Raw genomic sequence first — 24,890 nt, forward strand, 5'->3', positions numbered from 1 at the left:
CCTATCCTAATAAAAGCAACCTGAGTAACCATTCCATATACCTATTATGATTTATTTCATAGTCATTTAATAAGAAAATACTTGTTCGTGTTTCATACTTTGATAGAATATATTCATATACAAAAAATAGTCTGAAGAATTTTATTTCGAGGAGTCGTTATTGTGCCAATATCAAAACTATTATCAGAAATACCAGACAGTTACTTTGGAAAGACAATGGGACGTAAGGTTGAACATGGTCCGTTACCGTTAATTAATATGGCGGTTGGTGTCCCAGATGGTGAAACGCCAAAAGTTATCGTAGATGAATTTATTAAAGCTGTACAAAAGCCAGAAAATCAGAAATATGGTGCTTTTCATGGTAAAGACACGTTTAAACAAGCGATTGTAGATTTTTATAAGAGACAATATGATGTGGATTTAGATAAAGAAGAGGAAGTATGTATTTTATATGGTACAAAAAATGGTTTGGTCGGTTTACCGATTTGTGTCGTAGAGCCTAATGACCATGTGTTATTACCGAATCCTGGCTATACAGATTATTTAGCAGGTGTTCTACTCGCTCGTGCTAAACCATATTCTTTAGAATTAACACCTGAACATCAATACTTACCACAGTGGGATGAAATAGAACCTGAAATCTTAGATAAGACAAAATTAATTTATTTAACTTATCCAAATAATCCAACAGGTTCTGTTGCAAATACAGAGTTTTTTGATGAAACGATTGCTAAATTTAAAGATACACAAACAAATATTATACATGACTTTGCATATAGTGCTTTCGGATTTGATCAGAATAATCCAAGTATTCTCCAATCGGAAGGTGCTAAAGAAACAGCTGTAGAGATATTTTCTTTATCGAAGGGGTATAATATGTCTGGTTACAGAGTAGGCTTTGCAGTCGGTAACAAAGAAATGATTGCTGCTTTAAAGAAATACCAAACCCACACATATGCTGGTATGTTTGGTGCATTACAAGATGCGAGTACTGTCGCTTTAAATGAATGTGATGATTTTCTTATTAAACAAAATGAAATATTTAAGACGAGAAGAGATCAATTTGAAGCGTCATTAAGAGAAGTAGGTATACCATTTGAGCCAATGAAAGGTGGTATATTCCTGTGGTTACAAACACCTCCAGATTATGATGGAGAAGCATTTGTAGAATACTTATTACAAGAGGTTTCTATTTTAGTTGCTCCAGGTATACCATTTGGCGATAATGGTCAAAATTATGTCAGAATCTCATTAGCGTTAAGTGATGACGAACTATTGGAAGGTGCTAAGAGGTTACAAGGTCTAGCTCACTTATACAAATAAAAAGAGCTGAGAAATAAATATTCTCAGCTTTTTTACATAAATGAGATTTTGTCGATATGCTTTAGGGTATTAAAACACTATAAATAATAAAATCACAAATATGATCAATATAAAGATCGACATATAATTGAGTAGTTGAATCGCTTTTTGGTCTTTAATACGATATTTAAATGCTGTGATTTCAACATTGATAACGAGACAAACCAATACAGCTAATATCCACCAAGTTTGCATTGCAAAACTAAATACAATACTGCCTAAAAAAACAATAAGCATAAGCCCCATTATAAATCTTAAAGCTTGCGTAAGCATCGTATGTAGTTGGTATATACTTAAGTAACTAATAATAAGATAAATAATGGTAAATAATAAAAGTATGAGAATTAACATAGTCATTTCCTTTCGTTAATCTTGATCAAGTTGAGTGCGAACTTTACTGATTTCTTCTTCGATTTTGACAAGTTGTTTTTCAAGTAAGTCGGTTGCTTGACCAGTAGATTCTCTCTTTTCTAGGTCATTTTGTATACGTATGTAATCATATTTAAGTTCAGAAAGTTGTTGGTTTAAATCCATTTTAAACACTCCTTTTTATAAAATAGCTATGAAGTAGGTGATAAATTGAAAAAAGTTAAAACCAATGCGATGCGCATCTTAGATCAATATAATATATTTTATCATACTCATGAATTTAAAATAGGAAAAGATCATTTAGATGGTCATGAAGTTGCGCAATTAATTCAGAAACCAGAACATCAAGTGTATAAGACGCTTGTATTAACAAATGGGAATCGCGAATATTTCATCTTTGTTATTCCAGTCGTTGAACATCTTGATATGAAAAAAGCTAGTAAAGCTGTTGGTCAGAAAAAATTAGAGCTCTTACCACTTGATCAACTCACCAAAGTTACAGGGTATGTAAGGGGCGGTTGTTCTCCAATAGGTATGAAAAAAACATATCAAACCGTAATTGATATCAATGCAGAATCATTATCAACGTTTATCGTAAGTGCAGGTAAACGTGGTTATCAGATTGAACTTGATCCAGCAGATTTAGCCAAAGTCATTGATGTAAGATTTGATGATGTTATTAAATATAACTAAACTAATTTTAGTATAATTTATTAATATTTCAAACAAAAAGTGTGCATAGAAGTTAAACTGTTGTTAATATAGATAAATGTGAGTTTAATGAGAGAAGTGATAAAGTGACAGAAAAATTTATAATGATTATTTTATTAATTACTTTAGGATACGTTCTAAAGAAGCTTAAATTCTTTAAAGCTTCTGATGGTAATGTACTTGCAACACTTGTACTAAATGTTACTTTGCCTTCATTAGTGATTGTAAATTTAAATGGATCTGATTTAGATTTATCTTTAGGATGGCTTCCTATATTAATGCTATTGTACGGCATTATAGCAAAGCTACTAATCATATGGTTATTCAAGAAAAAATATAATAATCAAATAAGAGGTACTGTGGGCATGATGGCCGCTTCAGTTAATATTGGACTGTTTGCATATCCATTAGTCGCACAAATTTGGCCTAAAAATGGTTTATTATACTTTGGTATGTTAGACATTGGTACAGCTATCATTATGTTCGGTGTAACATATTTTGTTGGTAGTTACTTCAATGATGGTGGCGATCAATTTGACTTTAAACGAATGGGTTTAAATTTATTAAAGACCGTACCACTTATGACATATATGATTATGTTTATCTTAAATATAATGAGCATTAAAGTACCTGACAAAGCGATAGATTTCTTTGAAATTATTGCAAATGCGAATATGCCATTATCCATGATCTTATTAGGTTTATTCTTGAATTTTAAAATCGAAAAAGCATACTTACCGATTGTTGTTAAATACTTAGCATTTCATTATGGCTTTGGTTTATTAATGGGATTAATTGTTCATTTCTTCTTACCTGTTGATGACCCAATGATCAAAACGACGTTACTTATTGGTTGGTTATTACCTATAGGTGTTTCAGTACTGTCTTATGCCATTACATTTAAATATAAGACTTTACCTATAGTGGGTATGGCTACTAATTTAAGTATTGTCATATCAATCGTCATTTTATATGTATATCAATTTTTCTTTGTTTAATAAAACAAAAAAAGCGTTTGGATTTCGCATCCAAACGCTTTTTGTAATCTATTAACCTTTACCGCCCATGAAAGCAGGGTAGTTTGTCATTCCGCCATCAACATATATTGTTGTACCGTGAATGTAACTTGCTTGTTCTGAAGCTAGGAATGCATTAATATTTGCAACTTGATCCGCTTCACCAATTTCATGTAGTGGAATCATTTCTAATGTTTCTTCGCGTGTTGCTGGGTCAGAGAATTTTTCGCGAGTATGTTCTGTAACAATAGCCCCTGGAGAAACATTATTAATTCTTATACCATTTTTACCGTATTCCATAGATAAAGTTTCCATCATCAATTTTAAGCCGCCTTTACTTGCTGCGTAATTGACGTAGTTTGGCCAAGGAATAACATCGTGCACACTTGCAGTATTGATGATTTGACCTTTAATATCATGCTCTAAATAGTAATTAATGACTTCTCTACTACCAATAAAAGCACCTGTTAAGTTGATATCGATAACTTTAGACCATTCTTCTAAACTCATTTCATGAGATGGAATTGGTTTTTCGAAACCAGCATTATTGATTAACACATCTATACGACCAAATGTTTCATGTGTTTGTTGAATCAAGTTCTTGATATCTGCTTCTACTGAAACGTCTGCTTTAATAGCAACCGCGTCAGCACCAGAATCTTTAATAGATTGAACGATTTTTTCAGCTTCTTCAACGTGATCTAAATATCCAATAACAACTTTTGATCCTTCTTTACCAAATCGTTCAGCAGTTGCTTTACCAATACCACTGTTACCACCAGTGACAATCACAACTTTATCTTTTAAATCTTCATACATATTAAACACTCCTATTTTTATATATTGAGTTTACCCTTTAGCTGCACCAATAATGAATGCTGCAATAATGATTAACACGATACCTATCCAAATAAATGTCATTTGGCGTTTTGTTTTTTGTTCGCCTAATAGGTAAATACCACCTAGAGTAGAAACGATTACTAACATTTGTGAAAATGAAAAGCTCGTTCCGACACCAACTTTTGGTTGTGAAATGAATAGGAACATATTACCTAATGCCCATACAATCCCTGGCAATAAGTTGAGTGTCGTATGTTTAACAGTAGGTTTATGTTTGAATGATAAAATGATCCCCCCAATTACCATACCTATAGATTGTGGAAATAATGCATCCCAACCTTCAACACCGAATACTTGGCCGATTACAACGTATACGACATAACCGACAGTAGAGATGAGTAATATTGGAATAGCTTTACCAAGCTTTTTAGTATTTCCGCTATTTCCAGAACCTTTTTTCTGAACAGATGTAAATATCACACCGATAATCAGTAACACTAAACCTGATAGGCCAAGTGCAACTTGCGTACCTGTTGACCATTCTCCTAAAAATGCAGCACTGAATAATGTTGTTCCAAGTAATTGTAAGCCTGTAGATATAGGCATCGTTATTGAAACGCCAATTAAGTCTACACTTCTAAGTTGAAATCCTTGTCCAAGTGCCCAGAAAGCACCAGAAATCATACCGATAATAATTGTAGTGAATGTAAAGTGCACATCACCAAAGAAGAATAGACATAAACCGATGATGAAAGCCCCGATTGTTGTACCTAAAATTTGGTTATAAGGACCTCCACCAACTTTAACATTGATTAATACGACGCTTCCCCAGAACAATGCTGGTAATAGCGCTATAAGGTATTCCATACACAAGACTCGCTTTCTCTATTTATTTGTATTATTTAAACTACCCAAGTATTATACGCCCGAAACTTTTTTATTGTAAAACATATAGCTCACAATGTAATTTTACTATTAAAAAAGACCCATGAGCGCTTATTAAGCATTCATGAGCCTTAGTTTAAATATTATACATCGTATGGTCTCACATATTTAAAATGATGTGTTTCATTGACGATGTGGAAACCGACTTTTTCATATAATAATTGTATTTGTTCATGCTTTTTACTATCTACATAAATACGAACTGTTTCGACATCTTGATGATTAAATGCTTCTGTCGTCGCGAAATGAATCATTTGAAACGCGATGCCTTGTTTTCTGTAATCATGGTGAGAAGCTAAATTAGGAATTGTGGCTAATTTCTCAGGTATATCTATGGATAGATAGATGTATCCTTTAACAAGACCTTCAGCTATATATAAATAAAGCGCATGATTGTCATCTAGTGAATCTATAATATCATCAGCACTTATATCACTATGTTTGAAACTATTGGAATGTAATTTGTTAAAGGCATAGTAATAAGGTTTGCTGTATGGCGTCATTTGGTGTTGCTTATCAATTGGTAAAGGTGGTTGTTGAATTTCTAAAGTATATTGCGTTTCTACATATCCCGCATGTAGTCTTTTCAGTTTACTATTATTTAAAATGTGATCTTTATGTAGCGAAATGTGGCAATATTTAATGTTTGGATGATTATTTAAAAGTGTTTCCCATATTTCTTTTAAGGCGTTTAACGTTTCTTCATTTGTATTATTAACGATTGGTCCCCATACATTTGCAGTCTCATCATCTACACGCTCAAATCCTAATATCCCGGTAATTGTGTCATTGTCTTCTATATAGTAGAAGGTGGTTTCATCAAATTTATGGCTTAAGTCATTCTTAATCTCTTCTATTGACTGAGGTATATGTGTCACGTAGTTTGTTTCTTGCCTGTTTTTTTCGTGTAAATAAGAAGCTATCGGATCGATTTCTTTAAGAGGCAGTATTTGCATGATAGTCACTCCTTTAATATTCAACGATTATTTTATTCCATTATACGATTAATCGAAAATTTATAAAAGTTTTTCATGCCTTTAGAACACTTTTTATTCATGTTATAATAATACGAATGTAAAAAAGAATGGGTGAAAAGAAATGAAAGCATTAGTTCTTGCAGAAAAACCTTCAGTAGGTCGTGACATCGCTAAAGCATTAGGTATTCATGATCAGAAGAAAGGTTACTTTGAAAATAAAAATTATATCGTTACTTGGGCATTAGGACATCTTGTAACGAATGCTACGCCTGAAGAATACGATAAGAAATTTAAAGAATGGAATTTAAATGTCTTACCAATAATTCCTGATTATATGAAACATGTTGTAATTAAGAAAACAAGAAGCCAATTTAATACAGTTCAACATTTGATGAAACGAGACGATGTAAATTCAATTATTATTGCGACAGATGCTGGTAGGGAAGGTGAACTTGTTGCAAGGTTAATTATTGAAAAAGCAAAAGTTAAAAAGCAAATTAAGCGACTATGGATCAGTTCAGTTACTGAAAAAGCAATTAAAGCAGGCTTTCAAAATTTAAAACCTGGTGAAGCATACAACAATTTATATCAAGCAGCATTATGTAGAAGTGAAGCGGATTGGATTGTCGGTATAAATGCGACTAGAGCTTTAACAACGAAATATGACGCACAATTATCATGTGGTCGTGTTCAAACACCAACTTTAAATCTTGTACAAATGAGACAACAAGAAATTCAATCATTTAAACCTGAAAAGTATTATCAGATGAATATTGAAGTAGAAGGTTATAAATTTAAATGGTTGAGTAAGAGCGGAGATAAAACATTTGATGCTGATTTAATAGAACAAGTTAAACAACAAGTTCAAAATAAAAAGGGTATTATCCAAAATATCTCGAAGAAGAAAAAAACAAAGTATCCTCAAAAGCTATACGATCTTACAAGTTTGCAACAAACAGCTTATCAACGTTATAAAATGAGTGCGAAAGAAACGTTGAATACAATGCAAGCATTGTACGAACAACATAAAGTATTGACTTATCCAAGAACAGATTCTAACTATTTAACAGATGATATGGTTTCTTCTCTGAAAGAACGAGTATCATCATTAAGTGCTACACCACTTAAATCACATGCTGTACCATTGCTTAAAAAACCAATTAGAGCGGGTAAACATTTTGTTGATAATAAGAAAGTTTCAGACCACCATGCGATTGTACCAACAGAAGTGAGACCTAACTTTGATCAGTTATCTCCTAGAGAACAGAAAATTTATATGCTAGTGGCTGAAAGATTTTTAGAAGTATTATTACCACCATATCAATATGAAGAAACAACTGTGACATTAACATGTGAAGGGGAAACTTTTAAACTGACACAAGAAGTAGCAGTTGAATTAGGCTTTAAAGAACTATATGAAGAAAAGACGCATGTGAAAGCTTTGCCTTTTGAAGAACAGCAGCATGTGAACATACAAAAAGTGACTGTCGTTAGTAAAGATACAGAACCGCCTGCGTACTTCAATGAAGGAACTTTACTTAAAGCGATGGAATCACCACATCATTTCTTTAAACTTAAAGATAAGAAAATGGCTCAAACTTTAAATGAAACAGGTGGTATCGGAACAGTTGCAACTAGAGCGGATATCATTGAGAAGTTATATAGTTCTAATGTAATAGAAGCGGTGCAAGGTAAAATTAAGATTACGCCTAAAGGAAAACAATTATTAAACTTAGCACCTGAACAATTAACTTCACCAGAATTAACGGCAGATTGGGAAATGAAGTTAACTCAAATCGAAAAAGGAAATTATTCTAAAAATAAATTTATGAATGAAATGAGAAACTTCACGAGAGAAATCATTGCGGATATTAAAGAAAGTGATGATAAATTCAAGCATGATAATATCACAACTACTGAATGTCCGACTTGTGGTAAATTTATGCTTAAAGTTAAAACGAAAAATGGTCAAATGCTCGTCTGTCAAGATCCAACATGTAAGACTAAGAAGAATCAACAAAGAAAAACGAATGCCAGATGTCCAAACTGTAAGAAGAAACTTACACTGTATGGAACAGGTAAAAAAGCAACTTATAGATGTGTGTGTGGTCATACAGAAACACAAGAGCATATGGACGAAAGACTTAAAAATAGAAAATCAGGCAAAATAGGCAAAAAAGAAATGAAGAAATATATGCAAACTGAAGAAGTAGAAAACAATCCATTTAAAGACGCTTTAAAAGGATTGAAGTTCTAATTTAATATGTATAGAGACTGGGACATCATGTGATGTCTCAGTTTTTTTATTCTTTTAGCAGCAATAGAGTTGGCTAGAAGCGTACTGTCACGGATTATAAAGCGTAAAAACCGAACTATAACACGAACATAAATAAATTTAATTATATAAATGTTCGTAAAAAGTATTGATTTTTGATGTTCCCAGTAATACAATGTACAGTGTTGAAATTAATAAAGGAGTCTTATGATGAAACGTTACTTTAAGTTTGATGAATTGGGAACAAATTACAAAAGAGAAATTCTTGGTGGTTTAACAACATTCTTATCTATGGCATACATATTAGCAGTTAACCCATCAATGTTAAGTTTGGCAAGTGTTGAAAATGTACCTGATTCAATGAGAATGGACCAAGGTTCTGTGTTTGTTGCTACAGCGTTAGCAGCATTAGTTGGTTGTTTATTTATGGGTATCATAGCGAAATACCCGATAGCTTTAGCACCAGGTATGGGATTAAATGCATTTTTCGCGTTTACAGTTGTGCTTACAATGGGTATTCCATGGCAAACTGGTTTAACGGGCGTACTATTCTCAGGTGTTATATTTGCGATATTAACGATGAGTGGTTTACGAGAGGTTATTATCAATGCAATACCATTTGAATTAAAGATGGCTGTATCTGCCGGTATAGGATTGTTTATTACCTTTGTAGGTTTACAAGGAGCAGGTATTGTTAAAAAAGAAGATTCAACTTTAGTTACTCTTGGAACAATGCATAACCCAGAAGTACTATTAGCAGTATTTGGTATTATCATTACTATTATATTAATGGCTAAAAAATTACCAGGAGCAATTTTCATCGGAATGGTCTTAACAGCTATTGCGGGATTAATTACAGGCTTAATTGCAATGCCAGATAGTATAGTAGGGAAGGTACCAAGTGTATCACCAACATTTGGTGCAGCATTCGAAGCGTTTGGTGATTTATCTACTATATTTAATGTACAATTCTTAATTGTCGTTTTAACTTTCTTATTTATAGATTTCTTTGATACTGCAGGAACGTTAGTTGCGGTTGCAAACCAAGCTGGTTTAATGAAAGATAATAAATTACCTAGAGCAGGTAAAGCATTATTCTCTGATTCATTAGCAACAATTGTAGGTGCAATATTTGGTACTTCAACTACAACAAGTTATATAGAATCTAGTGCAGGTGTTGCAGTTGGTGCACGTACAGGATTCGCAAGTGTTGTAACAGGTATTTGTTTCTTGGCAGCATTATTATTCTCACCATTAATGGCAGTTGTTACAAGTGCGGTTACAGCACCAGCACTAGTTATAGTAGGTGTATTGATGGTTAGTAACTTAGGTAAAATTGATTGGCAAAAATTTGAGATAGCAGTACCAGCTTTCTTAACAATGATTATGATGCCTTTAACATATTCAATTGCAACAGGTATCGCGTGTGGATTTATATTCTACCCAATTACAATGATCGTAGCAAAAAGACATAAAGAAATTCACCCAATTATGTACGGTTTATTCTTCGTCTTTGTCGCTTACTTTGTATTTGTACATGCATAATAAAAAAAGCCACGAGATTTCATTTAATGAAGTCTCGTGGCTTTCTATTTATATATTAACTTTTATAAGTAGTCTTGTAATATTTAGATGGGATATATACTGGGGCAATTATAATCGTAAATAAGAAGATGATCATTAAAACGACCATTACGATATGTAATAACCAGCCAATAATAGGAATGATTGCAACAAAGCTAGCGATTAGTCCGATTAATGGAATAACAAATATTACTTTAACAGAATTCTGGTTATCTATTAATAGGATAAGTGTCGTAATAAAGTATAACGTTCCATTAAGTACCAAAGCATTATAACCAGTTGAAAGAACGATTCCTCCACCTAGAAAAGGAATGGCTAATAATAACTCAGATACAACTAATATAATAGAAAGAACTAGCAACACTGATTTAATTCCTCTTTTCATGATTTCACCACCTAGTTAAAATTGCTTGTTATATTATAACATTTTGATTACAAATTATCTATTTAAATTTTACCTATTGAAAAAGAACGCATAATCCGTTATAATACTTGGGTATGTGTTAGATGAAATTAGAAAAAATATATGGTTATCTATTGATTAATAGAAATAAATCATGTATCATATCTAATGTTGGACTTTAAGAAGCGATGAAGCGAGAGGTTACTGACACACCCGGCCGCTTTGCCATGGCGGTGTGTGAGAGAGTTTTCGTGGAGAAGTCTATCACTATAAAGTAGACGAACAAGGAGGGAAAATTATGGCAAAACAAAAAATTCGTATCCGTTTAAAAGCGTATGATCACCGCATGATCGATCAATCAGCAGAGAAAATTGTTGAAACAGCTAAACGTTCAGGAGCTCAAGTGTCTGGTCCGATTCCATTACCAACTGAGAAATCAGTTTATACTGTAATCCGTGCCGTTCATAAGTACAAAGACTCACGTGAACAATTCGAACAACGTACGCATAAACGTTTAATCGACATTCTTAACCCTACACCAAAAACAGTTGATGCTCTTATGGGCTTAAACTTACCATCAGGTGTAGACATCGAAATCAAATTATAATTCATTAAAATAACAGGAGGTGCGACTTTCGATGACCAAAGGAATCTTAGGAAGAAAAATTGGAATGACTCAAGTATTCGCAGAAAACGGTGAATTAATACCAGTTACTGTAGTAGAAGCTAGTCAAAACGTAGTATTACAAACTAAAACTGAAGAAGTAGACGGCTACAACGCTGTTCAAATCGGTTTTGAAGACAAACAAGCATATAAAAAAGATCGTAAATCTAACAAATATGCTACTAAAGCTGCTGAAGGCCATGCTAAAAAAGCAGGTACAGCACCTAAGCGCTTCACTCGTGAATTCAGAAACATTGATGTTTCAGCATACGAGGTAGGTCAAGAAGTCACTGTAGATACTTTCCAAGCAGGAGACATTATTGATGCAACAGGCGTTTCAAAAGGTAAAGGTTTCCAAGGCTCTATTAAACGCCACGGTTTCTCTCGTGGACCAATGAGTCACGGTTCTCGTTACCACAGAGGCTCTGGTTCAATGGGTATGGCTTCAGATGCTTCTAAAGTATTTAAAGGTAAAGAATTACCAGGCCGTATGGGCGGAAACACAGTTACTATGCAAAACTTAGAAGTAGTTAAAGTTGATGCAGAAAATAACGTAATTTTAGTTAAAGGTAACGTGCCAGGTCCTAAAAAAGGTTTAGTAAAACTTACAACTTCAATTAAAAAAGGTAATAAATAATTATTTAGGTGAAAGGAGGAAACAACATTATGGCTAATATTGATGTATTAAAAGTAGATGGATCAAAATCAGGTTCTATCGAATTAAATGATAGTGTATTTGGTATCGAACCAAACCAACACGTATTATTCGAAGCAGTCAACTTACAACGTGCTTCATTACGCCAAGGTACTCACGCAGTTAAAAATCGTTCAGCAGTTCGTGGTGGTGGACGTAAACCTTGGAAACAAAAAGGTACAGGTCGTGCTCGTCAAGGTACAATCCGTGCGCCACAATGGCGTGGTGGTGGTATCGTATTCGGTCCTACACCAAGAAGTTATTCTTACAAAATGCCTAAGAAAATGCGTCGTTTAGCATTACGTTCTGCATTATCTTCAAAAGTAAGTGGTAACGAATTAACAGTTTTAGAAGCATTCAACTTTGATGCACCTAAAACAAAAGAATTCAAAAATGTAATGAGCAACTTAGAACTTTCTAAGAAAGTTTTATTCATCGTTGATACTGTAGACAGCAACGTTGAATTATCAGCTCGTAACATTCCAGGTGTTAAAGTTATCGACGCTCAAAGCTTAAACGTATTAGATATCTTAGATTCTAGTAAAGTCGTAATAACTAAAGCAGCAGTGGATAAAGTAGAGGAGGTGCTCGCATAATGGAAGCAAGAGATGTTATTAAGCGCCCCGTAATCACAGAAAAATCTTCATCAGATATGGCTTTAGATAAATACACATTTGATGTAGATACACGTGCAAACAAAACACAAGTAAAAATCGCAATCGAAGAAATTTTCGACGTGAAAGTTGATACAGTAAATATCATGAACGTTAAAGCAAAAGCTAAACGTGTTGGTCGTTACAATGGTTTCACTAACAAACGTCGTAAAGCAATCGTAACTCTAAAAGAAGGTTCTTCAATAGACCTATTTAACTAAAAACAATTACCATTAAGGAGGTAAAACGACAATGGCTCTTAAAAAGTATAAGCCAATTACAAATGGTCGTCGTAATATGACATCTTCAGATTTCGCTGAAATTACATCAACGACTCCTGAAAAGTCTTTATTACAACCGCTTCCGAGAAAAGCGGGACGTAACAACCAAGGTAAATTGACAGTTCGTCACAGAGGTGGCGGTCATAAACGTCAATACCGTGTAATTGATTTCAAACGTAACAAAGATGGAATTCCTGCTAAAGTAGCAACTATCGAGTATGATCCAAACCGTTCAGCTAATATCGCATTATTAGTATACGCAGATGGTGAAAAAAGATATATCATTGCTCCTAAAGGATTAAAAGTAGGACAAGAAGTATTCAATGGTCCAGATGCAGATATCAAAGTAGGTAATGCATTAGCATTAACTGATATCCCAGTTGGTACTACAATTCACAATATCGAATTAAAACCAGGTAAAGGTGGACAATTAGTCCGTTCAGCTGGTACAAGTGCTCAAGTACTTGGTAAAGAAGGTAAATACGTACTAGTTCGTCTTAAATCAGGTGAAGTTCGTATGATCTTATCTACTTGTCGTGCAACAATCGGTCAAGTTGGTAACGAACAACACGAATTAATCACAATTGGTAAAGCTGGTCGTTCTAGATGGATGGGTAAACGTCCTACAGTTCGTGGTTCTGTAATGAACCCTAACGATCACCCTCACGGTGGTGGTGAAGGTCGTACACCAATCGGTCTTAAATCACCAATGTCTCCATGGGGCAAACCAACACTTGGTAAGAAAACTCGTAAACAAAACCAACGTTCATCTAAATTTATCGTTCGTGGTCGTAAGAAAAAATAATAATACCTTATTTACGTGTGCGGCTTAGATGCCGCGCGCATTAAATAAGAAGGGAGGCGCCATAATGGCTCGTAGTCTTAAAAAAGGACCTTTCGTTGATGATCATTTAATGAAAAAAGTTGAAGCTCAAAACGAAGGTGAAAAAAAATCAGTTATTAAAACATGGTCTCGTCGTTCAACAGTATTTCCTAACTTCATCGGACATACAATAGCAGTATATGATGGTCGTAAACATGTGCCAGTTTTCATTACTGAAGATATGGTTGGACATAAATTAGGAGAGTTTGCACCTACACGTACTTATAAAGGTCATGCTGCAGACGACAAAAAGACTAAACGCTAATTTCTAAAAAGAGGAGGAAGTCACAATGGAAGCAAAAGCGGTTGCTAGAACAATAAGAATCGCACCTCGTAAAGTGAGATTAGTTTTAGATCTTATTAGAGGTAAAGAAGTGGCAGAAGCAATTGCCATCTTAAAATTAACAAACAAAGCAACATCACCTGTTGTTGAAAAATTATTAATGTCAGCATTAGCAAATGCAGAACATAATTATGATTTAAATCCTGACACATTAGTAGTAAAAGAAGCTTACGCTAATGAAGGACCTACATTGAAACGTTTCCGTCCACGTGCACAAGGTCGTGCAAGTGCGATTAACAAACGTACTAGCCATATTACAATCGTAGTTGGCGAAAAAGAAGCTAAAGAAGTTAAAGAAGCATAATTAACTAAATCATTAAGGAGGGAATATAGTGGGTCAAAAAATTAATCCAATCGGACTTCGTGTCGGTGTAATTCGTGACTGGGAAGCAAAGTGGTATGCAGGCAAAGACTTCGCAACACTTTTACATGAAGACTTAAAAGTTCGTAAATATATCGCAGAAGCATTAAAAGAAGCTTCAGTTTCAAGTGTTGAAATTGAACGTGCAGCAAACCGTATCAATATCGCTATCCACACTGGTAAACCAGGTATGGTTATTGGTAAAGGCGGTTCAGAAATTGAAAAATTACGTAACAAATTAAACGCATTGACTAACAAAAAAGTACACATCAACGTTATCGAAATCAAAAAAGTTGATTTAGATGCAACATTGGTAGCAAATAACATTGCTCGTCAATTAGAAAACCGTGTATCTTTCCGTCGTGCTCAAAAACAAGCTATCCAACGTGCTATGAAATTGGGAGCTAAAGGTATCAAAACTCAAGTATCTGGTCGTTTAGGTGGCGCAGATATCGCTCGTGCAGAACAATATTCAGAAGGAACTGTTCCACTTCATACATTACGTGCAGACATTGATTTCGCACATGAAGAAGCCGACACTACTTACGGTAAATTAGGTGTTAAAGTATGGATCTACCGTGGAGAAGTTCTTCCTACAAAGAAGTCTAGTGAAGGAGGAAAATAATAATGTTATTACCAAAGCGTGTTAAATTCCGTCGTCAACATCGTCCAAAAACAACTGGTCGTTCAAAAGGCGGAAATGAAGTAACATTTGGTGAGTACGGTTTACAAGCTCAAACAGCAGCTTGGATTACTTCTCGTCAAATCGAATCAGCTCGTATCGCAATGACACGTTACATGAAACGTGGCGGAAAAGTATGGATCAAAATATTCCCACATACACCATATACTAAAAAACCTTTAGAAGTACGTATGGGTTCAGGTAAAGGTGCAGTTGAAGGATGGGTAGCAGTAGTTAAACCAGGACGTATCTTGTTCGAAGTTGCAGGTGTTCAAGAAGAAGTTGCACGTGAAGCATTACGTCTTGCAGCACACAAACTTCCAGTTAAATCTAAGTTTGTAAAACGTGAAGAATTGGGTGGTGACACAAATGAAAGCTAAGGATATCAGAAATTTAACCACTACTGAAATTGAAAAAGAAATCAAAGAAGCTAAAGAGCAATTATTCAACTTACGCTTTCAGTTAGCAACTGGTCAACTTGAAGAGACTGCTAACATTCGAAAAGTTAAAAAGACGATTGCACGTCTAAAAACAATCGTTCGCGAAAGAGAAATCGAAGAAGAGAAAGCAGCAGATAATAAATAATCAAGTAGAGGAGGTTCATTACTGTGAGTGAAAGAAATGACCGCAAAGTTTACGTTGGTAAAGTAGTTTCAGATAAAATGGATAAAACTATTACAGTAGTTGTTGAAACATACAAAACTCATAAATTATATGGTAAACGCGTAAAATATTCAAAAAAATATAAAACGCATGATGAAAACAATTCAGCAAAAATGGGCGATATCGTTAAGATTGCAGAAACACGTCCTTTATCATCAACTAAACGTTTCCGTCTAGTTGAAATCGTTGAAGAATCAGTAATTATTTAATAGAAGTATAAAGATAAGGGAGGTCAAACAAAGATGATCCAACAAGAAACACGTTTAAAAGTAGCAGACAACTCTGGTGCTCGTGAAGTATTAACAATTAAAGTTTTAGGCGGATCTGGTCGTAAGACAGCTAACATTGGTGATGTAATCGTCGTTACTGTTAAAAATGCTACACCAGGTGGCGTTGTTAAAAAAGGTGAAGTTGTTAAAGCTGTTGTTGTACGTACTAAATCAGGTGTACGTCGTGAAGATGGCTCTTACATCAAATTTGACGAAAATGCATGTGTAATCATCCGTGATGACAAAGGTCCACGTGGTACACGTATATTCGGTCCTGTAGCGCGTGAATTACGTGAAGGTAACTTCATGAAGATCGTTTCTCTAGCGCCAGAGGTACTTTAATCTATAATGATAAAAAACAAAATTCCTAAGGAGGTGCCTACACATGCACATACGTAAAGGTGACAACGTAATCGTTATCTCAGGTAAAGATAAAGGTAAAACTGGTAAAGTTTTAGAAGCATTACCTAAGAAAGAACGCGTAGTTGTAGAAGGTGTTAATATCATTAAAAAACACCAAAAACCAACTCAGTTCAATCCAGAAGGTGGTATCTTAGAAACAGAAGGTACTATCCACGTATCAAACGTTCAATTACTTGATCCTAAGACAAATGAACCAACTCGCGTTGGATACAAAGTAGTAGATGGTAAAAAAGTTCGTATCGCTAAAAAATCTGGCGAAGAAATCAAATCATCAAACGAATAATTATTAAGTGAAAGGAGGATCCACTTTGACACGTTTAAAAGAAAAGTTTAATAATGAAATTTCTGCTGAGTTAGTTAAGAAATTTAACTATAGTTCAGTTATGGAAGTACCAAAAATCGAAAAAATAGTTGTAAACATGGGTATCGGTGATGCAGTTCAAAACTCTAAAGTTTTAGACTCTGCAGTTGAAGAACTTCAAGCAATCACTGGTCAAAAACCATTAGTAACTAAAGCTAAAAAATCTATTGCGACTTTCCGTCTTCGTGAAGGTATGCCAATCGGTGCAAAAGTTACATTACGTGGAGAAAGAATGTATGAATTCTTTGATAAATTAATCTCAGTTTCATTACCACGTGTACGTGACTTCCGTGGTATCTCTAAAAAAGCATTCGACGGTCGTGGAAATTACACTTTAGGTGTTAAGGAACAATTAATTTTCCCTGAAATCGACTATGATAAAGTAAGTAAAGTACGAGGAATGGATATCGTTATCGTTACAACTGCTAACACTGACGAGGAAGCTCGTGAATTGTTAACACAATTCGGTATGCCATTTCAAAAGTAATCTCTAATTATAAAGGAGGCTAATTAAGTGGCTAAAAAATCAATGATCGCTAAACAACAACGTAAACAAAAATTCGGAGTTCGTGAATACACTCGTTGTGAACGTTGTGGACGTCCACACTCAGTATATCGTAAATTCAAACTTTGCCGTATTTGTTTCCGTGAACTAGCATACAAAGGCCAAATCCCTGGCGTACGTAAAGCTAGCTGGTAAACTCAAAAGAATGAAAGGAGGAAACACAAATGACAATGTCAGATCCAATTGCAGATATGTTAACTCGCGTGCGTAACGCAAACATGGTACGTCACGAAAAATTAGAGTTACCTGCATCAAACATTAAAAAAGAAATCGCAGAAATCCTTAAAAAAGAAGGATTCGTAAAAAGCGTAGAATATATCGAAGATGATAAGCAAGGTGTTATCCGTATGTTCCTTAAATATGGTCAAAACAACGAGCGCGTTATCACAGGATTAAAACGTATTTCTAAACCAGGTTTACGTGTATATGCTAAAGCTGACGAACTTCCAAAAGTTCTTAACGGTTTAGGTATTGCACTTGTTTCTACATCTGAAGGTGTTTTAACTGATAAAGATGCTAGACAACGTGGAATCGGTGGAGAAGTATTAGCTTATATCTGGTAATTATAAAATTATAAGGAGGTGCCCACATAATGAGCCGTGTTGGTAAGAAAATTATTGAGATCCCTTCAGACGTTACAGTTACTATCGAAGGTAACACAGTAACAGTTAAAGGATCTAAAGGTGAACTAACTAGTACTTTTAATGAAGAAATGACATATAAACAAGAGGACAACAGCTTAGAAGTTGTACGTCCATCTGACTCTAAAGAACATAAAACAATCCATGGTACAACTCGTGCGTTAATCGCTAACATGATTGAAGGTGTATCTAAAGGTTTCGAGAAAAACTTAGAACTTATTGGTGTTGGTTACCGTGCCCAAATGCAAGGTAAAAATATCATCTTAAACGTTGGTTATTCTCACCCTGTAGAAATCGTTGCTGAAGATGGAATTACATTATCAGTAGAGAAAAACACTAAAGTTAAAGTAGAAGGTATTTCTAAAGAACGTGTTGGTGCAATTGCATCTTATATCCGTTCAATCCGTCCACCAGAACCTTATAAAGGTAAAGGTATTCGTTACGAAGGCGAATATGTTCGTCGTAAAGAAGGTAAAACTGGTAAGTAATCATTAAGATAAGAAAGGAGCACTAACATGATCGCTAAAATCGACAAAAATAAAGTTCGTTTGAAAAGACATGCTCGTGTACGTGCTAAATTAGCTGGTACAAGCGAAAAGCCACGTTTAAACGTATATCGTTCAAACAAACATATTTATGCTCAAGTAATTGATGACTTAAACGGTGTAACAATCGCTCAAGCATCAACTGTAGATAAAGAATTTAATTTAGAGCAATCAGGTAATGTAGAAGCAGCTGCTAAAGTAGGCGAAATCGTTGCAAAACGTGCCGCTGAAAAAGGCGTTGACGCTGTAGTATTTGATCGTGGAGGATATTTATACCACGGACGTATCAAAGCATTAGCTGATGCAGCTCGTGAAAACGGACTTCAATTTTAATTTAAAGGAGGGACACTCATGCGTCGTAAAGAACAAGAAGTTAAAGAATTTGAAGAGCGCGTAGTTACGATTAACCGTGTAGCTAAAGTAGTTAAAGGTGGTCGTCGTTTCCGTTTTACAGCTTTAGTAGTTGTTGGAGATAAAAATGGTCGCGTAGGTTTCGGTACTGGTAAAGCTCAAGAGGTACCTGAAGCTATTAAAAAAGCAGTAGAAGATGCTAAGAAAGAATTAGTAACAGTTCCACGTGTTGAAGGAACAACTCCTCACCAAGTTATTGGACGTTTTGGTGCAGGTCGTGTTTTAATTAAACCAGCAGCACCTGGTACAGGTGTTATTGCAGGTGGACCAGTTCGTGCCGTATTAGAACTAGCTGGTATCACTGATATCTTAAGTAAATCATTAGGTTCTAACACACCAATCAACATGGTTCGTGCTACAATTGAAGGACTTAAAGAACTTAAAAATGCCGAAGAAGTAGCTAGTCTACGCGGTAAATCAGTAGAAGAATTATTAAATTAAGGAGGGAACAAACACTATGGCTAAATTAGAAATTACCCTCACTCGTAGCGTTATTGGTCGTCCTGAAACTCAACGTAAGACAGTTCAAGCGCTAGGACTTAAAAAAACAAACTCAACTGTAGTAGTTGAAGATAATCCTGCGATTCGTGGGCAAATCAACAAAGTAAGTCACTTAGTAAAAGTTACTGAAAAATAAATTCATCTAAAGTATTAAGGAGGTGCCAAAATGAAATTACATGAGTTGAAACCAGTTAAAGGTGCTCGTAAAGAACGTAACCGTGTAGGTCGTGGTATGGCTACAGGTAACGGTAAAACAAGTGGTCGTGGTACTAAAGGTCAAAAAGCACGTTCAGGTGGCGGTGTTCGTTTAGGTTTCGAAGGTGGTCAATTACCATTATTCCGTCGTTTACCAAAACGTGGATTCACTAACATCAACCGTAAAGAATATGCAATTGTTAATCTTGATCAATTAAATCGTTTCGAAGAAGGAACTGAAGTTACACCAGCGTTATTAGTAGAATCAGGTGTTGTTAAATCTGAAAAATCTGGCGTTAAAGTTTTAGGAAACGGTTCATTAGAAAAGAAATTAACAATAAAAGCTCATAAATTCTCAGCTTCAGCTATTGAAGCAATCGAAGGTAAGGGCGGAACGCATGAGGTGATCTAATGTTTGAAACGATCATTAGTTTTTTGAAGACTAAAGATATTCGTAACAAGATATTATTCACACTAGCAATGCTCGTTATATTTAAAGTTGGAACTTACATTCCAGCCCCTGGTGTTAATCCAGATGCTTTTAATCAAAATAAAGGTTCGCAAGGTATTACCGATTTGTTTAACACATTCGGTGGAGGTGCCTTGCAGAACTTCTCAATTTTAGCGATGGGTATTATGCCTTACATTACTGCTTCAATCGTAATGCAATTATTACAAATGGATGTTGTACCTAAGTTTACAGAATGGTCTAAACAAGGTGAAGTTGGTCGTAAAAAGATTAATCAATTTACACGTTACTTCACAATTGTATTAGCCTTTGTTCAAGGCTTAGGTATGTCGTATTCATTTAATAATATGCTTGGTGGTAATTTAATTCAAAATACTTCAGTGTTAAATTATGTGTTAATAGCACTTGTTTTAACTGCAGGAACAGCTTTCTTAATGTGGTTAGGTGAACAGATAACACAATTTGGTGTAGGTAATGGTATTTCTATTATTATCTTCGCTGGTATTTTATCTTCAATGCCAAACTCATTAATTCAGTTCTACCAACAAAGTTTTGTTGGTGCAGATGATACAACTATGGCTTGGTTAAAAGCGATTGGTTTATTCGTAGGTATGATTTTACTAACTGTTGGTGCAGTTTATGTACTACAAGCAATTCGTAAAATTCCTATTCAATATGCTAAACGCCAAACTCAAGGTGCAGGTGGTTCATTATCTGCAAACGCAACATACTTACCTTTAAAAGTTAACTCAGCAGGTGTAATTCCTGTAATCTTTGCGATGGCATTCTTCATGCTTCCGAAGACATTAACATTGTTCTTCCCGGATCAAGAATGGGCGCAAACAATTACAAATTATGCTGATCCATCACATAATATTGGTATGATTGTATATGTTATTTTAATTATAGCTTTCGCATACTTTTATGCATTTGTTCAGGTTAATCCTGATAAGATGGCTGAAAACTTACAAAAACAAGGTAGTTATGTACCAGGTATTAGACCTGGAGATCAAACTAAAAAATACATTACTAAAGTGCTTTATCGTTTAACGTTTGTGGGATCAATTTTCTTAGCTGTAATTTCTATTATTCCGATTTTAGCAATTAAGTTAATGAATTTACCTCAAGCAATACAAGTTGGTGGTACTAGCTTACTAATCGTTATCGGTGTTGCAATTGAAACAATGAAAACTTTAGAAGCTCAACTCAATCAACGTGAATATAGAGGCTTTAGAAGACGATAAGCAAGTAGGAGGGTTTTTATGAACATCATTTTAATGGGTTTACCTGGAGCAGGTAAAGGTACTCAAGCGAGTGAAATTGTTAAGAAATACCCTATTCCTCATATCTCAACTGGTGATATGTTCCGTAAAGCGATCAAAGAAGAGACTGACCTTGGTAAAGAGGCTAAATCTTATATGGATCGCGGGGAACTTGTACCAGATGAAGTGACTATAGGTATCGTTAGAGAAAGACTAGCTGAAGAAGATGCGAAAAAAGGATTTTTACTAGATGGTTTTCCTCGTACAGTTGAACAAGCTGATGCATTAAATGAAATTTTAAGTGACTTAGATCGTAAAGTAGATGCTGTTATCAACATCGAAGTTGCGGAAGAAGAACTTATGAATCGTTTAACTGGTAGAAGAATTTGTGAAGTATGTGGAACAACTTATCATTTAGTATTTAATCCACCAAAAGTTGAAGGTGTTTGTGATCTTGATGGTGGTAAATTATATCAACGTGAAGATGATAACCCTGAAACAGTAGCAAATCGTTTAAGTGTTAATGTTAAACAAACTAAACCACTTTTAGATTTCTATGAAAATCAAGGTGTCCTTAAAAACATCGATGGTTCTAGACAAATTGATAATGTTACTGAAGATGTTATTCAAATTCTTGAATCATTATAGTAATGACGCTTTCACCCCGAATTCGCCTAACTTTAGGTGATTCTTGAACGCGTGAATGCGTTCAATTTTAAGAATCAAGATAGTATTTAGGTTTTTGAAATACAATCGGAGTGATTACAAGAAGCGATAAGTATTTGAAGTGTTGTCGAATGCAAATCTTAAGTATTAAATCATCCCAATTTTATAAACCTGTGCTTATTCTATGTGATTTAATCACCTAAAGTATGTCTCTAATTTTGGACCAGGTTTTAAAACATGAAATACTTTTGTATTTCACTAGAATGAATAGAAAAAGGGGGAAATGATCATGGCTAAACAAGATGTAATCGAATTAGAAGGTACAGTATTAGATACTTTACCAAACGCTATGTTTAAAGTAGAATTAGAAAATGGACATGAAATTTTAGCACACGTTAGTGGTAAAATACGTATGAACTATATTAGAATTCTACCTGGCGACAAAGTAACAGTTGAAATGTCTCCGTATGACCTAACACGCGGAAGAATCACTTATCGTTATAAATAATCGTCACTCCAAATACAAGGAGGTATACAAAGATGAAAGTAAGACCATCAGTAAAACCAATTTGCGAAAAATGTAAAGTTATTCGTCGTAAAGGTAAAGTAATGGTGATTTGTGAAAATCCAAAACACAAACAAAAACAAGGCTAATAAAAGAGAGGTGTAAATAAATGGCTCGTATTGCAGGTATTGACGTACCACGTGAGAAACGCGTAGTAATCTCGTTAACTTACGTATATGGTATCGGAAAAACAACAGCACAAAAAATTCTTAAAGAAGCAAACGTATCTGAAGACACACGTGTTCGTGATTTAACTGATGACGAATTAGGTCGTATCCGTGAAGTTGTAGATGGCTACAAAGTTGAAGGTGACCTTCGTCGTGAGAAAAACTTAAACATTAAACGTTTAATGGAAATCGCTTCATACCGTGGAATTCGCCACCGTCGTGGTTTACCAGTTCGTGGTCAAAACACTAAGAACAATGCGCGTACGCGTAAAGGACCAGTTAAAACAGTAGCGAACAAGAAAAAATAATAAGTAAAGGAGGCACATATAAATGGCACGTAAACAAGTTTCTCGTAAACGTAGAGTTAAAAAGAATATTGAAAGTGGTGTAGCTCACATCCGTTCAACATTCAACAATACAATCGTAACGATCACTGATGATTTCGGTAATGCATTATCATGGTCTTCAGCAGGTGCGTTAGGATTTAAAGGTTCTAAAAAATCAACACCTTTTGCAGCTCAAATGGCTTCAGAAACAGCTTCAAAAGCTGCTATGGAACACGGTTTGAAAACTGTAGAAGTAACAGTTAAAGGTCCTGGCCCAGGTCGTGAATCAGCGATCCGTGCGTTACAATCAGCTGGATTAGAAATCACAGCAATCAAAGACGTAACACCAGTTCCTCATAACGGATGTCGTCCACCAAAACGTCGTCGTGTATAATTTTTGTTAGTTCTAATGTTCAAGAGTCACTGGATAGAAATTAATAAAGTTTAATCGACGTTTATAAGGAGGATATATTTAAATGATTGAAATCGAAAAACCTAGAATTGAAACAATAGAAGTTAGTGATGATTCTACATTCGGTAAGTTCGTTGTTGAACCGCTAGAACGTGGTTATGGTACAACACTAGGCAACTCCTTACGTCGTATCCTATTATCTTCATTACCAGGTGCGGCAGTTAAAAATATCGAAATTGAAGGTGTACTTCACGAATTCTCAGCAGTTGAAAATGTAGTTGAGGATGTTACTACTATCATTATGAACATCAAGAAATTAGCTATAAAAATCTACTCTGAAGAAGACAAAACACTTGAAATCGATATTAAAGATGAAGGTGAAGTTACTGCGAAAGATATCATGCATGACAGTGATGTTGAAATTTTAAATCCAGATTTAAAAATTGCAACAGTTTCTAAAGGTGGACACCTTAAGATGCGCTTAATTGCTAATAAAGGTCGCGGATATGCTTTAGCTGAACAAAATAACACAAGTGATTTGCCAATTGGTGTCATTCCAATCGACTCACTTTATTCTCCAGTAAATCGTGTGAACTATACAGTTGAAAATACACGTGTAGGGCAAAGTAGTGATTATGATAAATTAACAATCGATGTTTGGACAGATGGTTCATTATCTCCTCAAGAAGCTGTTTCTTTAGGTGCTAAAATCATGACTGAACACTTAAACATTTTTGTTAATTTAACAGATGAAGCACAAAATGCTGAAATCATGATTGAAAAAGAAGAAGATCAAAAAGAAAAAGTACTTGAAATGTCTATCGAAGAATTAGACTTATCAGTACGTTCTTATAACTGTCTAAAACGTGCAGGTATTAATTCTGTACAAGAATTAGCAGACAAATCTGAGGCAGATATGATGAAAGTTCGAAACTTAGGTCGTAAGTCTCTTGAAGAAGTTAAATATAAATTAGAAGATCTTGGTCTTGGTTTAAGAAAAGAAGACTAATAAAGGAGGTTAATTCATGGGTTACAGAAAATTAGGTCGTACTTCTGATCAACGTAAAGCAATGTTACGTGACTTAGCTACTCAACTTATCGTTTCTGAACGTATCGAGACTACAGAAGCTCGTGCTAAAGAACTTCGTAAAGTTGTTGATAACTTAATTACTTTAGGTAAAAAAGGTGATCTAGCTTCACGTCGTAGAGCTGCTCAAACGATTCGTGACGTTAAAATCTTAGAAGATGACAAAACAATTACTGCATTACAAAAATTATTCAATGATGTTGCGCCACGCTATGAAGAGCGTCAAGGTGGATATACTCGTATCATGAAAGTTGGTCCACGTCGCGGTGACGGTGCTGAATCAGTAATTATTGAATTAGTATAATCTATTCTTTATTGG

General features: G+C 34.8%; 40 protein-coding genes. 34 read left to right on the plus strand and 6 right to left on the minus strand.

All coding sequences use genetic code 11. From position 1 onward, the window contains the following. Nucleotides 1-162: 162 nt before the first annotated feature. Nucleotides 163-1,323 (plus strand): aminotransferase class I/II-fold pyridoxal phosphate-dependent enzyme, encoded by a 1,161-nt coding sequence (locus tag LQ679_RS03350; RefSeq protein ID WP_239762088.1) that lies wholly within the window; start codon nucleotides 163-165, stop codon nucleotides 1,321-1,323. A gap of 69 nt (nucleotides 1,324-1,392) precedes the next feature. Here LQ679_RS03350 and mspA read toward each other — a convergent pair whose 3' ends face one another. Both mspA and LQ679_RS03360 read right to left on the minus strand, forming a co-directional pair. Then, nucleotides 1,393-1,713, minus strand: a complete 321-nt coding sequence (gene mspA, locus LQ679_RS03355) for a membrane stabilizing protein MspA (protein ID WP_025906805.1) — start codon at nucleotides 1,711-1,713, stop codon at nucleotides 1,393-1,395. Between the two features lie 15 nt (nucleotides 1,714-1,728). Next, complete coding sequence (locus LQ679_RS03360; RefSeq protein WP_159315445.1) at nucleotides 1,729-1,896, minus strand: SE1832 family protein; 168 nt, start codon at nucleotides 1,894-1,896, stop codon at nucleotides 1,729-1,731. 45 nt (nucleotides 1,897-1,941) lie between these two features. Here LQ679_RS03360 and ybaK point away from each other — a divergent pair, with 45 nt between their 5' ends. Beyond that, nucleotides 1,942-2,424, plus strand: a complete 483-nt coding sequence (gene ybaK / locus LQ679_RS03365) for a Cys-tRNA(Pro) deacylase (protein ID WP_239762089.1) — start codon at nucleotides 1,942-1,944, stop codon at nucleotides 2,422-2,424. A 104-nt stretch (nucleotides 2,425-2,528) separates the two neighbouring features. Continuing rightward, nucleotides 2,529-3,440, plus strand: a complete 912-nt coding sequence (locus LQ679_RS03370; RefSeq protein ID WP_239762090.1) for an AEC family transporter — start codon at nucleotides 2,529-2,531, stop codon at nucleotides 3,438-3,440. Between the two features lie 51 nt (nucleotides 3,441-3,491). Here LQ679_RS03370 and LQ679_RS03375 read toward each other — a convergent pair whose 3' ends face one another. The 3 genes from LQ679_RS03375 to LQ679_RS03385 form a co-directional block, all read right to left on the minus strand. Next, entirely contained in the window at nucleotides 3,492-4,277 is a 786-nt protein-coding gene (locus LQ679_RS03375) for a glucose 1-dehydrogenase (RefSeq protein WP_037589022.1), read from the minus strand. A gap of 30 nt (nucleotides 4,278-4,307) precedes the next feature. Next, the gene (locus tag LQ679_RS03380) at nucleotides 4,308-5,165 is read right to left on the minus strand and encodes a GRP family sugar transporter (protein WP_037589021.1); all 858 of its coding nucleotides are present in this window, start codon (nucleotides 5,163-5,165) and stop codon (nucleotides 4,308-4,310) included. A 161-nt stretch (nucleotides 5,166-5,326) separates the two neighbouring features. Next, nucleotides 5,327-6,199 carry a GNAT family N-acetyltransferase gene (locus LQ679_RS03385; RefSeq protein WP_191836488.1) on the minus strand — a complete coding sequence of 291 codons (873 nt, stop codon included), beginning with the start codon at nucleotides 6,197-6,199 and terminating at the stop codon, nucleotides 5,327-5,329. 142 nt (nucleotides 6,200-6,341) lie between these two features. Between LQ679_RS03385 and LQ679_RS03390 the strand changes: the two genes are divergently transcribed. Both LQ679_RS03390 and LQ679_RS03395 read left to right on the plus strand, forming a co-directional pair. Beyond that, a complete protein-coding gene (locus LQ679_RS03390) occupies nucleotides 6,342-8,477 on the plus strand; it encodes a DNA topoisomerase III (RefSeq protein ID WP_239762091.1) in 2,136 nt (711 codons plus the stop codon). Nucleotides 8,478-8,705: 228 nt separating this feature from the next. Further along, a complete protein-coding gene (locus LQ679_RS03395) occupies nucleotides 8,706-10,040 on the plus strand; it encodes an NCS2 family permease (RefSeq protein ID WP_025906798.1) in 1,335 nt (444 codons plus the stop codon). Nucleotides 10,041-10,095: 55 nt separating this feature from the next. Here the strand turns inward: LQ679_RS03395 and LQ679_RS03400 are convergent, their stop codons facing one another. Further along, nucleotides 10,096-10,464, minus strand: a complete 369-nt coding sequence (locus tag LQ679_RS03400) for a hypothetical protein (RefSeq protein ID WP_025906797.1) — start codon at nucleotides 10,462-10,464, stop codon at nucleotides 10,096-10,098. A 316-nt stretch (nucleotides 10,465-10,780) separates the two neighbouring features. Between LQ679_RS03400 and rpsJ the strand changes: the two genes are divergently transcribed. From rpsJ to rplQ, 29 genes are all read left to right on the plus strand, one after another. Next, on the plus strand, nucleotides 10,781-11,089 hold the full coding sequence (gene rpsJ / locus LQ679_RS03405) for a 30S ribosomal protein S10 (RefSeq protein WP_016998799.1): 309 nt from the start codon (nucleotides 10,781-10,783) through the stop codon (nucleotides 11,087-11,089). Between the two features lie 31 nt (nucleotides 11,090-11,120). Further along, the gene (gene rplC / locus LQ679_RS03410) at nucleotides 11,121-11,783 is read left to right on the plus strand and encodes a 50S ribosomal protein L3 (protein WP_025906796.1); all 663 of its coding nucleotides are present in this window, start codon (nucleotides 11,121-11,123) and stop codon (nucleotides 11,781-11,783) included. Between the two features lie 29 nt (nucleotides 11,784-11,812). After that, the gene (gene rplD, locus LQ679_RS03415) at nucleotides 11,813-12,436 is read left to right on the plus strand and encodes a 50S ribosomal protein L4 (protein ID WP_025906795.1); all 624 of its coding nucleotides are present in this window, start codon (nucleotides 11,813-11,815) and stop codon (nucleotides 12,434-12,436) included. Beyond that, a complete protein-coding gene (gene rplW / locus LQ679_RS03420) occupies nucleotides 12,436-12,714 on the plus strand; it encodes a 50S ribosomal protein L23 (RefSeq protein WP_025906794.1) in 279 nt (92 codons plus the stop codon). The genes rplD and rplW overlap by 1 nt, the downstream gene beginning before the upstream one ends. A 31-nt stretch (nucleotides 12,715-12,745) precedes the next feature. Beyond that, nucleotides 12,746-13,579, plus strand: a complete 834-nt coding sequence (rplB, locus tag LQ679_RS03425; RefSeq protein ID WP_025906793.1) for a 50S ribosomal protein L2 — start codon at nucleotides 12,746-12,748, stop codon at nucleotides 13,577-13,579. A 64-nt stretch (nucleotides 13,580-13,643) separates the two neighbouring features. Further along, nucleotides 13,644-13,922 carry a 30S ribosomal protein S19 gene (gene rpsS, locus LQ679_RS03430; protein ID WP_025906792.1) on the plus strand — a complete coding sequence of 93 codons (279 nt, stop codon included), beginning with the start codon at nucleotides 13,644-13,646 and terminating at the stop codon, nucleotides 13,920-13,922. A gap of 25 nt (nucleotides 13,923-13,947) precedes the next feature. Next, nucleotides 13,948-14,304, plus strand: a complete 357-nt coding sequence (gene rplV, locus LQ679_RS03435; protein ID WP_025906791.1) for a 50S ribosomal protein L22 — start codon at nucleotides 13,948-13,950, stop codon at nucleotides 14,302-14,304. A 28-nt stretch (nucleotides 14,305-14,332) separates the two neighbouring features. After that, on the plus strand, nucleotides 14,333-14,986 hold the full coding sequence (gene rpsC / locus LQ679_RS03440; RefSeq protein WP_025906790.1) for a 30S ribosomal protein S3: 654 nt from the start codon (nucleotides 14,333-14,335) through the stop codon (nucleotides 14,984-14,986). Nucleotides 14,987-14,988: 2 nt separating this feature from the next. Beyond that, entirely contained in the window at nucleotides 14,989-15,423 is a 435-nt protein-coding gene (gene rplP / locus LQ679_RS03445) for a 50S ribosomal protein L16 (protein WP_016998807.1), read from the plus strand. Further along, nucleotides 15,413-15,628, plus strand: coding sequence for a 50S ribosomal protein L29 (gene rpmC, locus LQ679_RS03450; protein WP_016998808.1), 216 nt, complete (start codon nucleotides 15,413-15,415; stop codon nucleotides 15,626-15,628). The genes rplP and rpmC overlap by 11 nt, the downstream gene beginning before the upstream one ends. Nucleotides 15,629-15,651: 23 nt before the next feature. Further along, nucleotides 15,652-15,915, plus strand: coding sequence for a 30S ribosomal protein S17 (gene rpsQ, locus LQ679_RS03455; protein ID WP_016911101.1), 264 nt, complete (start codon nucleotides 15,652-15,654; stop codon nucleotides 15,913-15,915). A gap of 33 nt (nucleotides 15,916-15,948) precedes the next feature. Continuing rightward, the gene (rplN, locus tag LQ679_RS03460) at nucleotides 15,949-16,317 is read left to right on the plus strand and encodes a 50S ribosomal protein L14 (RefSeq protein ID WP_016911102.1); all 369 of its coding nucleotides are present in this window, start codon (nucleotides 15,949-15,951) and stop codon (nucleotides 16,315-16,317) included. Between the two features lie 43 nt (nucleotides 16,318-16,360). Continuing rightward, nucleotides 16,361-16,681, plus strand: a complete 321-nt coding sequence (gene rplX, locus LQ679_RS03465; protein ID WP_239762092.1) for a 50S ribosomal protein L24 — start codon at nucleotides 16,361-16,363, stop codon at nucleotides 16,679-16,681. A 25-nt stretch (nucleotides 16,682-16,706) separates the two neighbouring features. Beyond that, nucleotides 16,707-17,246, plus strand: a complete 540-nt coding sequence (gene rplE, locus LQ679_RS03470; RefSeq protein WP_025906788.1) for a 50S ribosomal protein L5 — start codon at nucleotides 16,707-16,709, stop codon at nucleotides 17,244-17,246. 27 nt (nucleotides 17,247-17,273) lie between these two features. Further along, on the plus strand, nucleotides 17,274-17,459 hold the full coding sequence (locus tag LQ679_RS03475; protein WP_016998812.1) for a type Z 30S ribosomal protein S14: 186 nt from the start codon (nucleotides 17,274-17,276) through the stop codon (nucleotides 17,457-17,459). A gap of 29 nt (nucleotides 17,460-17,488) precedes the next feature. Next, nucleotides 17,489-17,887, plus strand: coding sequence for a 30S ribosomal protein S8 (gene rpsH / locus LQ679_RS03480; RefSeq protein ID WP_025906787.1), 399 nt, complete (start codon nucleotides 17,489-17,491; stop codon nucleotides 17,885-17,887). Nucleotides 17,888-17,916: 29 nt separating this feature from the next. Continuing rightward, nucleotides 17,917-18,453 carry a 50S ribosomal protein L6 gene (gene rplF / locus LQ679_RS03485; RefSeq protein WP_025906786.1) on the plus strand — a complete coding sequence of 179 codons (537 nt, stop codon included), beginning with the start codon at nucleotides 17,917-17,919 and terminating at the stop codon, nucleotides 18,451-18,453. Nucleotides 18,454-18,480: 27 nt separating this feature from the next. Then, the gene (gene rplR, locus LQ679_RS03490) at nucleotides 18,481-18,843 is read left to right on the plus strand and encodes a 50S ribosomal protein L18 (RefSeq protein WP_037589017.1); all 363 of its coding nucleotides are present in this window, start codon (nucleotides 18,481-18,483) and stop codon (nucleotides 18,841-18,843) included. Nucleotides 18,844-18,861: 18 nt separating this feature from the next. Then, the gene (gene rpsE / locus LQ679_RS03495; protein WP_037589016.1) at nucleotides 18,862-19,362 is read left to right on the plus strand and encodes a 30S ribosomal protein S5; all 501 of its coding nucleotides are present in this window, start codon (nucleotides 18,862-18,864) and stop codon (nucleotides 19,360-19,362) included. 16 nt (nucleotides 19,363-19,378) lie between these two features. Further along, nucleotides 19,379-19,558: a 50S ribosomal protein L30 gene (gene rpmD, locus LQ679_RS03500; RefSeq protein ID WP_037589015.1), complete on the plus strand. Its 180-nt coding sequence runs from the start codon at nucleotides 19,379-19,381 to the stop codon at nucleotides 19,556-19,558. A gap of 30 nt (nucleotides 19,559-19,588) precedes the next feature. Further along, the gene (gene rplO, locus LQ679_RS03505) at nucleotides 19,589-20,029 is read left to right on the plus strand and encodes a 50S ribosomal protein L15 (RefSeq protein WP_025906782.1); all 441 of its coding nucleotides are present in this window, start codon (nucleotides 19,589-19,591) and stop codon (nucleotides 20,027-20,029) included. Continuing rightward, nucleotides 20,029-21,330, plus strand: a complete 1,302-nt coding sequence (gene secY, locus LQ679_RS03510; protein WP_239740465.1) for a preprotein translocase subunit SecY — start codon at nucleotides 20,029-20,031, stop codon at nucleotides 21,328-21,330. Before rplO ends, secY begins: the two co-directional genes overlap by 1 nt. Nucleotides 21,331-21,348: 18 nt before the next feature. Then, complete coding sequence (locus LQ679_RS03515) at nucleotides 21,349-21,996, plus strand: adenylate kinase (protein ID WP_025906780.1); 648 nt, start codon at nucleotides 21,349-21,351, stop codon at nucleotides 21,994-21,996. A gap of 307 nt (nucleotides 21,997-22,303) precedes the next feature. After that, nucleotides 22,304-22,522, plus strand: coding sequence for a translation initiation factor IF-1 (gene infA, locus LQ679_RS03520; RefSeq protein WP_001118443.1), 219 nt, complete (start codon nucleotides 22,304-22,306; stop codon nucleotides 22,520-22,522). Between the two features lie 32 nt (nucleotides 22,523-22,554). After that, nucleotides 22,555-22,668 carry a 50S ribosomal protein L36 gene (gene rpmJ, locus LQ679_RS03525; protein ID WP_003156543.1) on the plus strand — a complete coding sequence of 38 codons (114 nt, stop codon included), beginning with the start codon at nucleotides 22,555-22,557 and terminating at the stop codon, nucleotides 22,666-22,668. Between the two features lie 20 nt (nucleotides 22,669-22,688). Further along, nucleotides 22,689-23,054 carry a 30S ribosomal protein S13 gene (rpsM, locus tag LQ679_RS03530; protein ID WP_037589013.1) on the plus strand — a complete coding sequence of 122 codons (366 nt, stop codon included), beginning with the start codon at nucleotides 22,689-22,691 and terminating at the stop codon, nucleotides 23,052-23,054. Nucleotides 23,055-23,076: 22 nt separating this feature from the next. Then, entirely contained in the window at nucleotides 23,077-23,466 is a 390-nt protein-coding gene (gene rpsK / locus LQ679_RS03535; protein ID WP_025906484.1) for a 30S ribosomal protein S11, read from the plus strand. 82 nt (nucleotides 23,467-23,548) lie between these two features. After that, nucleotides 23,549-24,493, plus strand: a complete 945-nt coding sequence (locus LQ679_RS03540; RefSeq protein ID WP_025906483.1) for a DNA-directed RNA polymerase subunit alpha — start codon at nucleotides 23,549-23,551, stop codon at nucleotides 24,491-24,493. A 16-nt stretch (nucleotides 24,494-24,509) separates the two neighbouring features. Beyond that, complete coding sequence (gene rplQ / locus LQ679_RS03545; protein WP_037589012.1) at nucleotides 24,510-24,875, plus strand: 50S ribosomal protein L17; 366 nt, start codon at nucleotides 24,510-24,512, stop codon at nucleotides 24,873-24,875. Nucleotides 24,876-24,890 lie beyond the last annotated feature (15 nt).

This window comes from Mammaliicoccus sp. I-M35 (assembly GCF_022386455.1).
In the GTDB taxonomy this organism is placed as follows: Bacteria; Bacillota; Bacilli; order Staphylococcales; family Staphylococcaceae; genus Mammaliicoccus; species Mammaliicoccus sciuri_A.

What these genes read in the sequence shown, in the direction of transcription:
- rplW (WP_025906794.1), top strand. Translation starts at nt 12,436, where the DNA reads ATGGAAGCAAGAGATGTTATTAAGCGCCCCGTAATCACAGAAAAATCT.
- infA (WP_001118443.1), top strand. Translation starts at nt 22,304, where the DNA reads ATGGCTAAACAAGATGTAATCGAATTAGAAGGTACAGTATTAGATACT.
- rpsJ (WP_016998799.1), top strand. Translation starts at nt 10,781, where the DNA reads ATGGCAAAACAAAAAATTCGTATCCGTTTAAAAGCGTATGATCACCGC.
- LQ679_RS03380 (WP_037589021.1), bottom strand. Translation starts at nt 5,165, where the DNA reads ATGGAATACCTTATAGCGCTATTACCAGCATTGTTCTGGGGAAGCGTC.
- rpmC (WP_016998808.1), top strand. Translation starts at nt 15,413, where the DNA reads ATGAAAGCTAAGGATATCAGAAATTTAACCACTACTGAAATTGAAAAA.
- rplP (WP_016998807.1), top strand. Translation starts at nt 14,989, where the DNA reads ATGTTATTACCAAAGCGTGTTAAATTCCGTCGTCAACATCGTCCAAAA.
- mspA (WP_025906805.1), bottom strand. Translation starts at nt 1,713, where the DNA reads ATGTTAATTCTCATACTTTTATTATTTACCATTATTTATCTTATTATT.
- rpsK (WP_025906484.1), top strand. Translation starts at nt 23,077, where the DNA reads ATGGCACGTAAACAAGTTTCTCGTAAACGTAGAGTTAAAAAGAATATT.
- LQ679_RS03385 (WP_191836488.1), bottom strand. Translation starts at nt 6,199, where the DNA reads ATGCAAATACTGCCTCTTAAAGAAATCGATCCGATAGCTTCTTATTTA.
- LQ679_RS03395 (WP_025906798.1), top strand. Translation starts at nt 8,706, where the DNA reads ATGAAACGTTACTTTAAGTTTGATGAATTGGGAACAAATTACAAAAGA.
- LQ679_RS03390 (WP_239762091.1), top strand. Translation starts at nt 6,342, where the DNA reads ATGAAAGCATTAGTTCTTGCAGAAAAACCTTCAGTAGGTCGTGACATC.
- rpmD (WP_037589015.1), top strand. Translation starts at nt 19,379, where the DNA reads ATGGCTAAATTAGAAATTACCCTCACTCGTAGCGTTATTGGTCGTCCT.
- rplF (WP_025906786.1), top strand. Translation starts at nt 17,917, where the DNA reads ATGAGCCGTGTTGGTAAGAAAATTATTGAGATCCCTTCAGACGTTACA.
- rplR (WP_037589017.1), top strand. Translation starts at nt 18,481, where the DNA reads ATGATCGCTAAAATCGACAAAAATAAAGTTCGTTTGAAAAGACATGCT.
- rplC (WP_025906796.1), top strand. Translation starts at nt 11,121, where the DNA reads ATGACCAAAGGAATCTTAGGAAGAAAAATTGGAATGACTCAAGTATTC.
- rpsE (WP_037589016.1), top strand. Translation starts at nt 18,862, where the DNA reads ATGCGTCGTAAAGAACAAGAAGTTAAAGAATTTGAAGAGCGCGTAGTT.
- LQ679_RS03400 (WP_025906797.1), bottom strand. Translation starts at nt 10,464, where the DNA reads ATGAAAAGAGGAATTAAATCAGTGTTGCTAGTTCTTTCTATTATATTA.
- LQ679_RS03360 (WP_159315445.1), bottom strand. Translation starts at nt 1,896, where the DNA reads ATGGATTTAAACCAACAACTTTCTGAACTTAAATATGATTACATACGT.
- rplV (WP_025906791.1), top strand. Translation starts at nt 13,948, where the DNA reads ATGGAAGCAAAAGCGGTTGCTAGAACAATAAGAATCGCACCTCGTAAA.
- LQ679_RS03540 (WP_025906483.1), top strand. Translation starts at nt 23,549, where the DNA reads ATGATTGAAATCGAAAAACCTAGAATTGAAACAATAGAAGTTAGTGAT.
- rplD (WP_025906795.1), top strand. Translation starts at nt 11,813, where the DNA reads ATGGCTAATATTGATGTATTAAAAGTAGATGGATCAAAATCAGGTTCT.
- LQ679_RS03375 (WP_037589022.1), bottom strand. Translation starts at nt 4,277, where the DNA reads ATGTATGAAGATTTAAAAGATAAAGTTGTGATTGTCACTGGTGGTAAC.
- rpsM (WP_037589013.1), top strand. Translation starts at nt 22,689, where the DNA reads ATGGCTCGTATTGCAGGTATTGACGTACCACGTGAGAAACGCGTAGTA.
- rplB (WP_025906793.1), top strand. Translation starts at nt 12,746, where the DNA reads ATGGCTCTTAAAAAGTATAAGCCAATTACAAATGGTCGTCGTAATATG.
- rplO (WP_025906782.1), top strand. Translation starts at nt 19,589, where the DNA reads ATGAAATTACATGAGTTGAAACCAGTTAAAGGTGCTCGTAAAGAACGT.
- rplN (WP_016911102.1), top strand. Translation starts at nt 15,949, where the DNA reads ATGATCCAACAAGAAACACGTTTAAAAGTAGCAGACAACTCTGGTGCT.
- rpmJ (WP_003156543.1), top strand. Translation starts at nt 22,555, where the DNA reads ATGAAAGTAAGACCATCAGTAAAACCAATTTGCGAAAAATGTAAAGTT.
- LQ679_RS03515 (WP_025906780.1), top strand. Translation starts at nt 21,349, where the DNA reads ATGAACATCATTTTAATGGGTTTACCTGGAGCAGGTAAAGGTACTCAA.
- secY (WP_239740465.1), top strand. Translation starts at nt 20,029, where the DNA reads ATGTTTGAAACGATCATTAGTTTTTTGAAGACTAAAGATATTCGTAAC.
- rpsH (WP_025906787.1), top strand. Translation starts at nt 17,489, where the DNA reads ATGACAATGTCAGATCCAATTGCAGATATGTTAACTCGCGTGCGTAAC.
- rplQ (WP_037589012.1), top strand. Translation starts at nt 24,510, where the DNA reads ATGGGTTACAGAAAATTAGGTCGTACTTCTGATCAACGTAAAGCAATG.
- rplX (WP_239762092.1), top strand. Translation starts at nt 16,361, where the DNA reads ATGCACATACGTAAAGGTGACAACGTAATCGTTATCTCAGGTAAAGAT.
- rpsS (WP_025906792.1), top strand. Translation starts at nt 13,644, where the DNA reads ATGGCTCGTAGTCTTAAAAAAGGACCTTTCGTTGATGATCATTTAATG.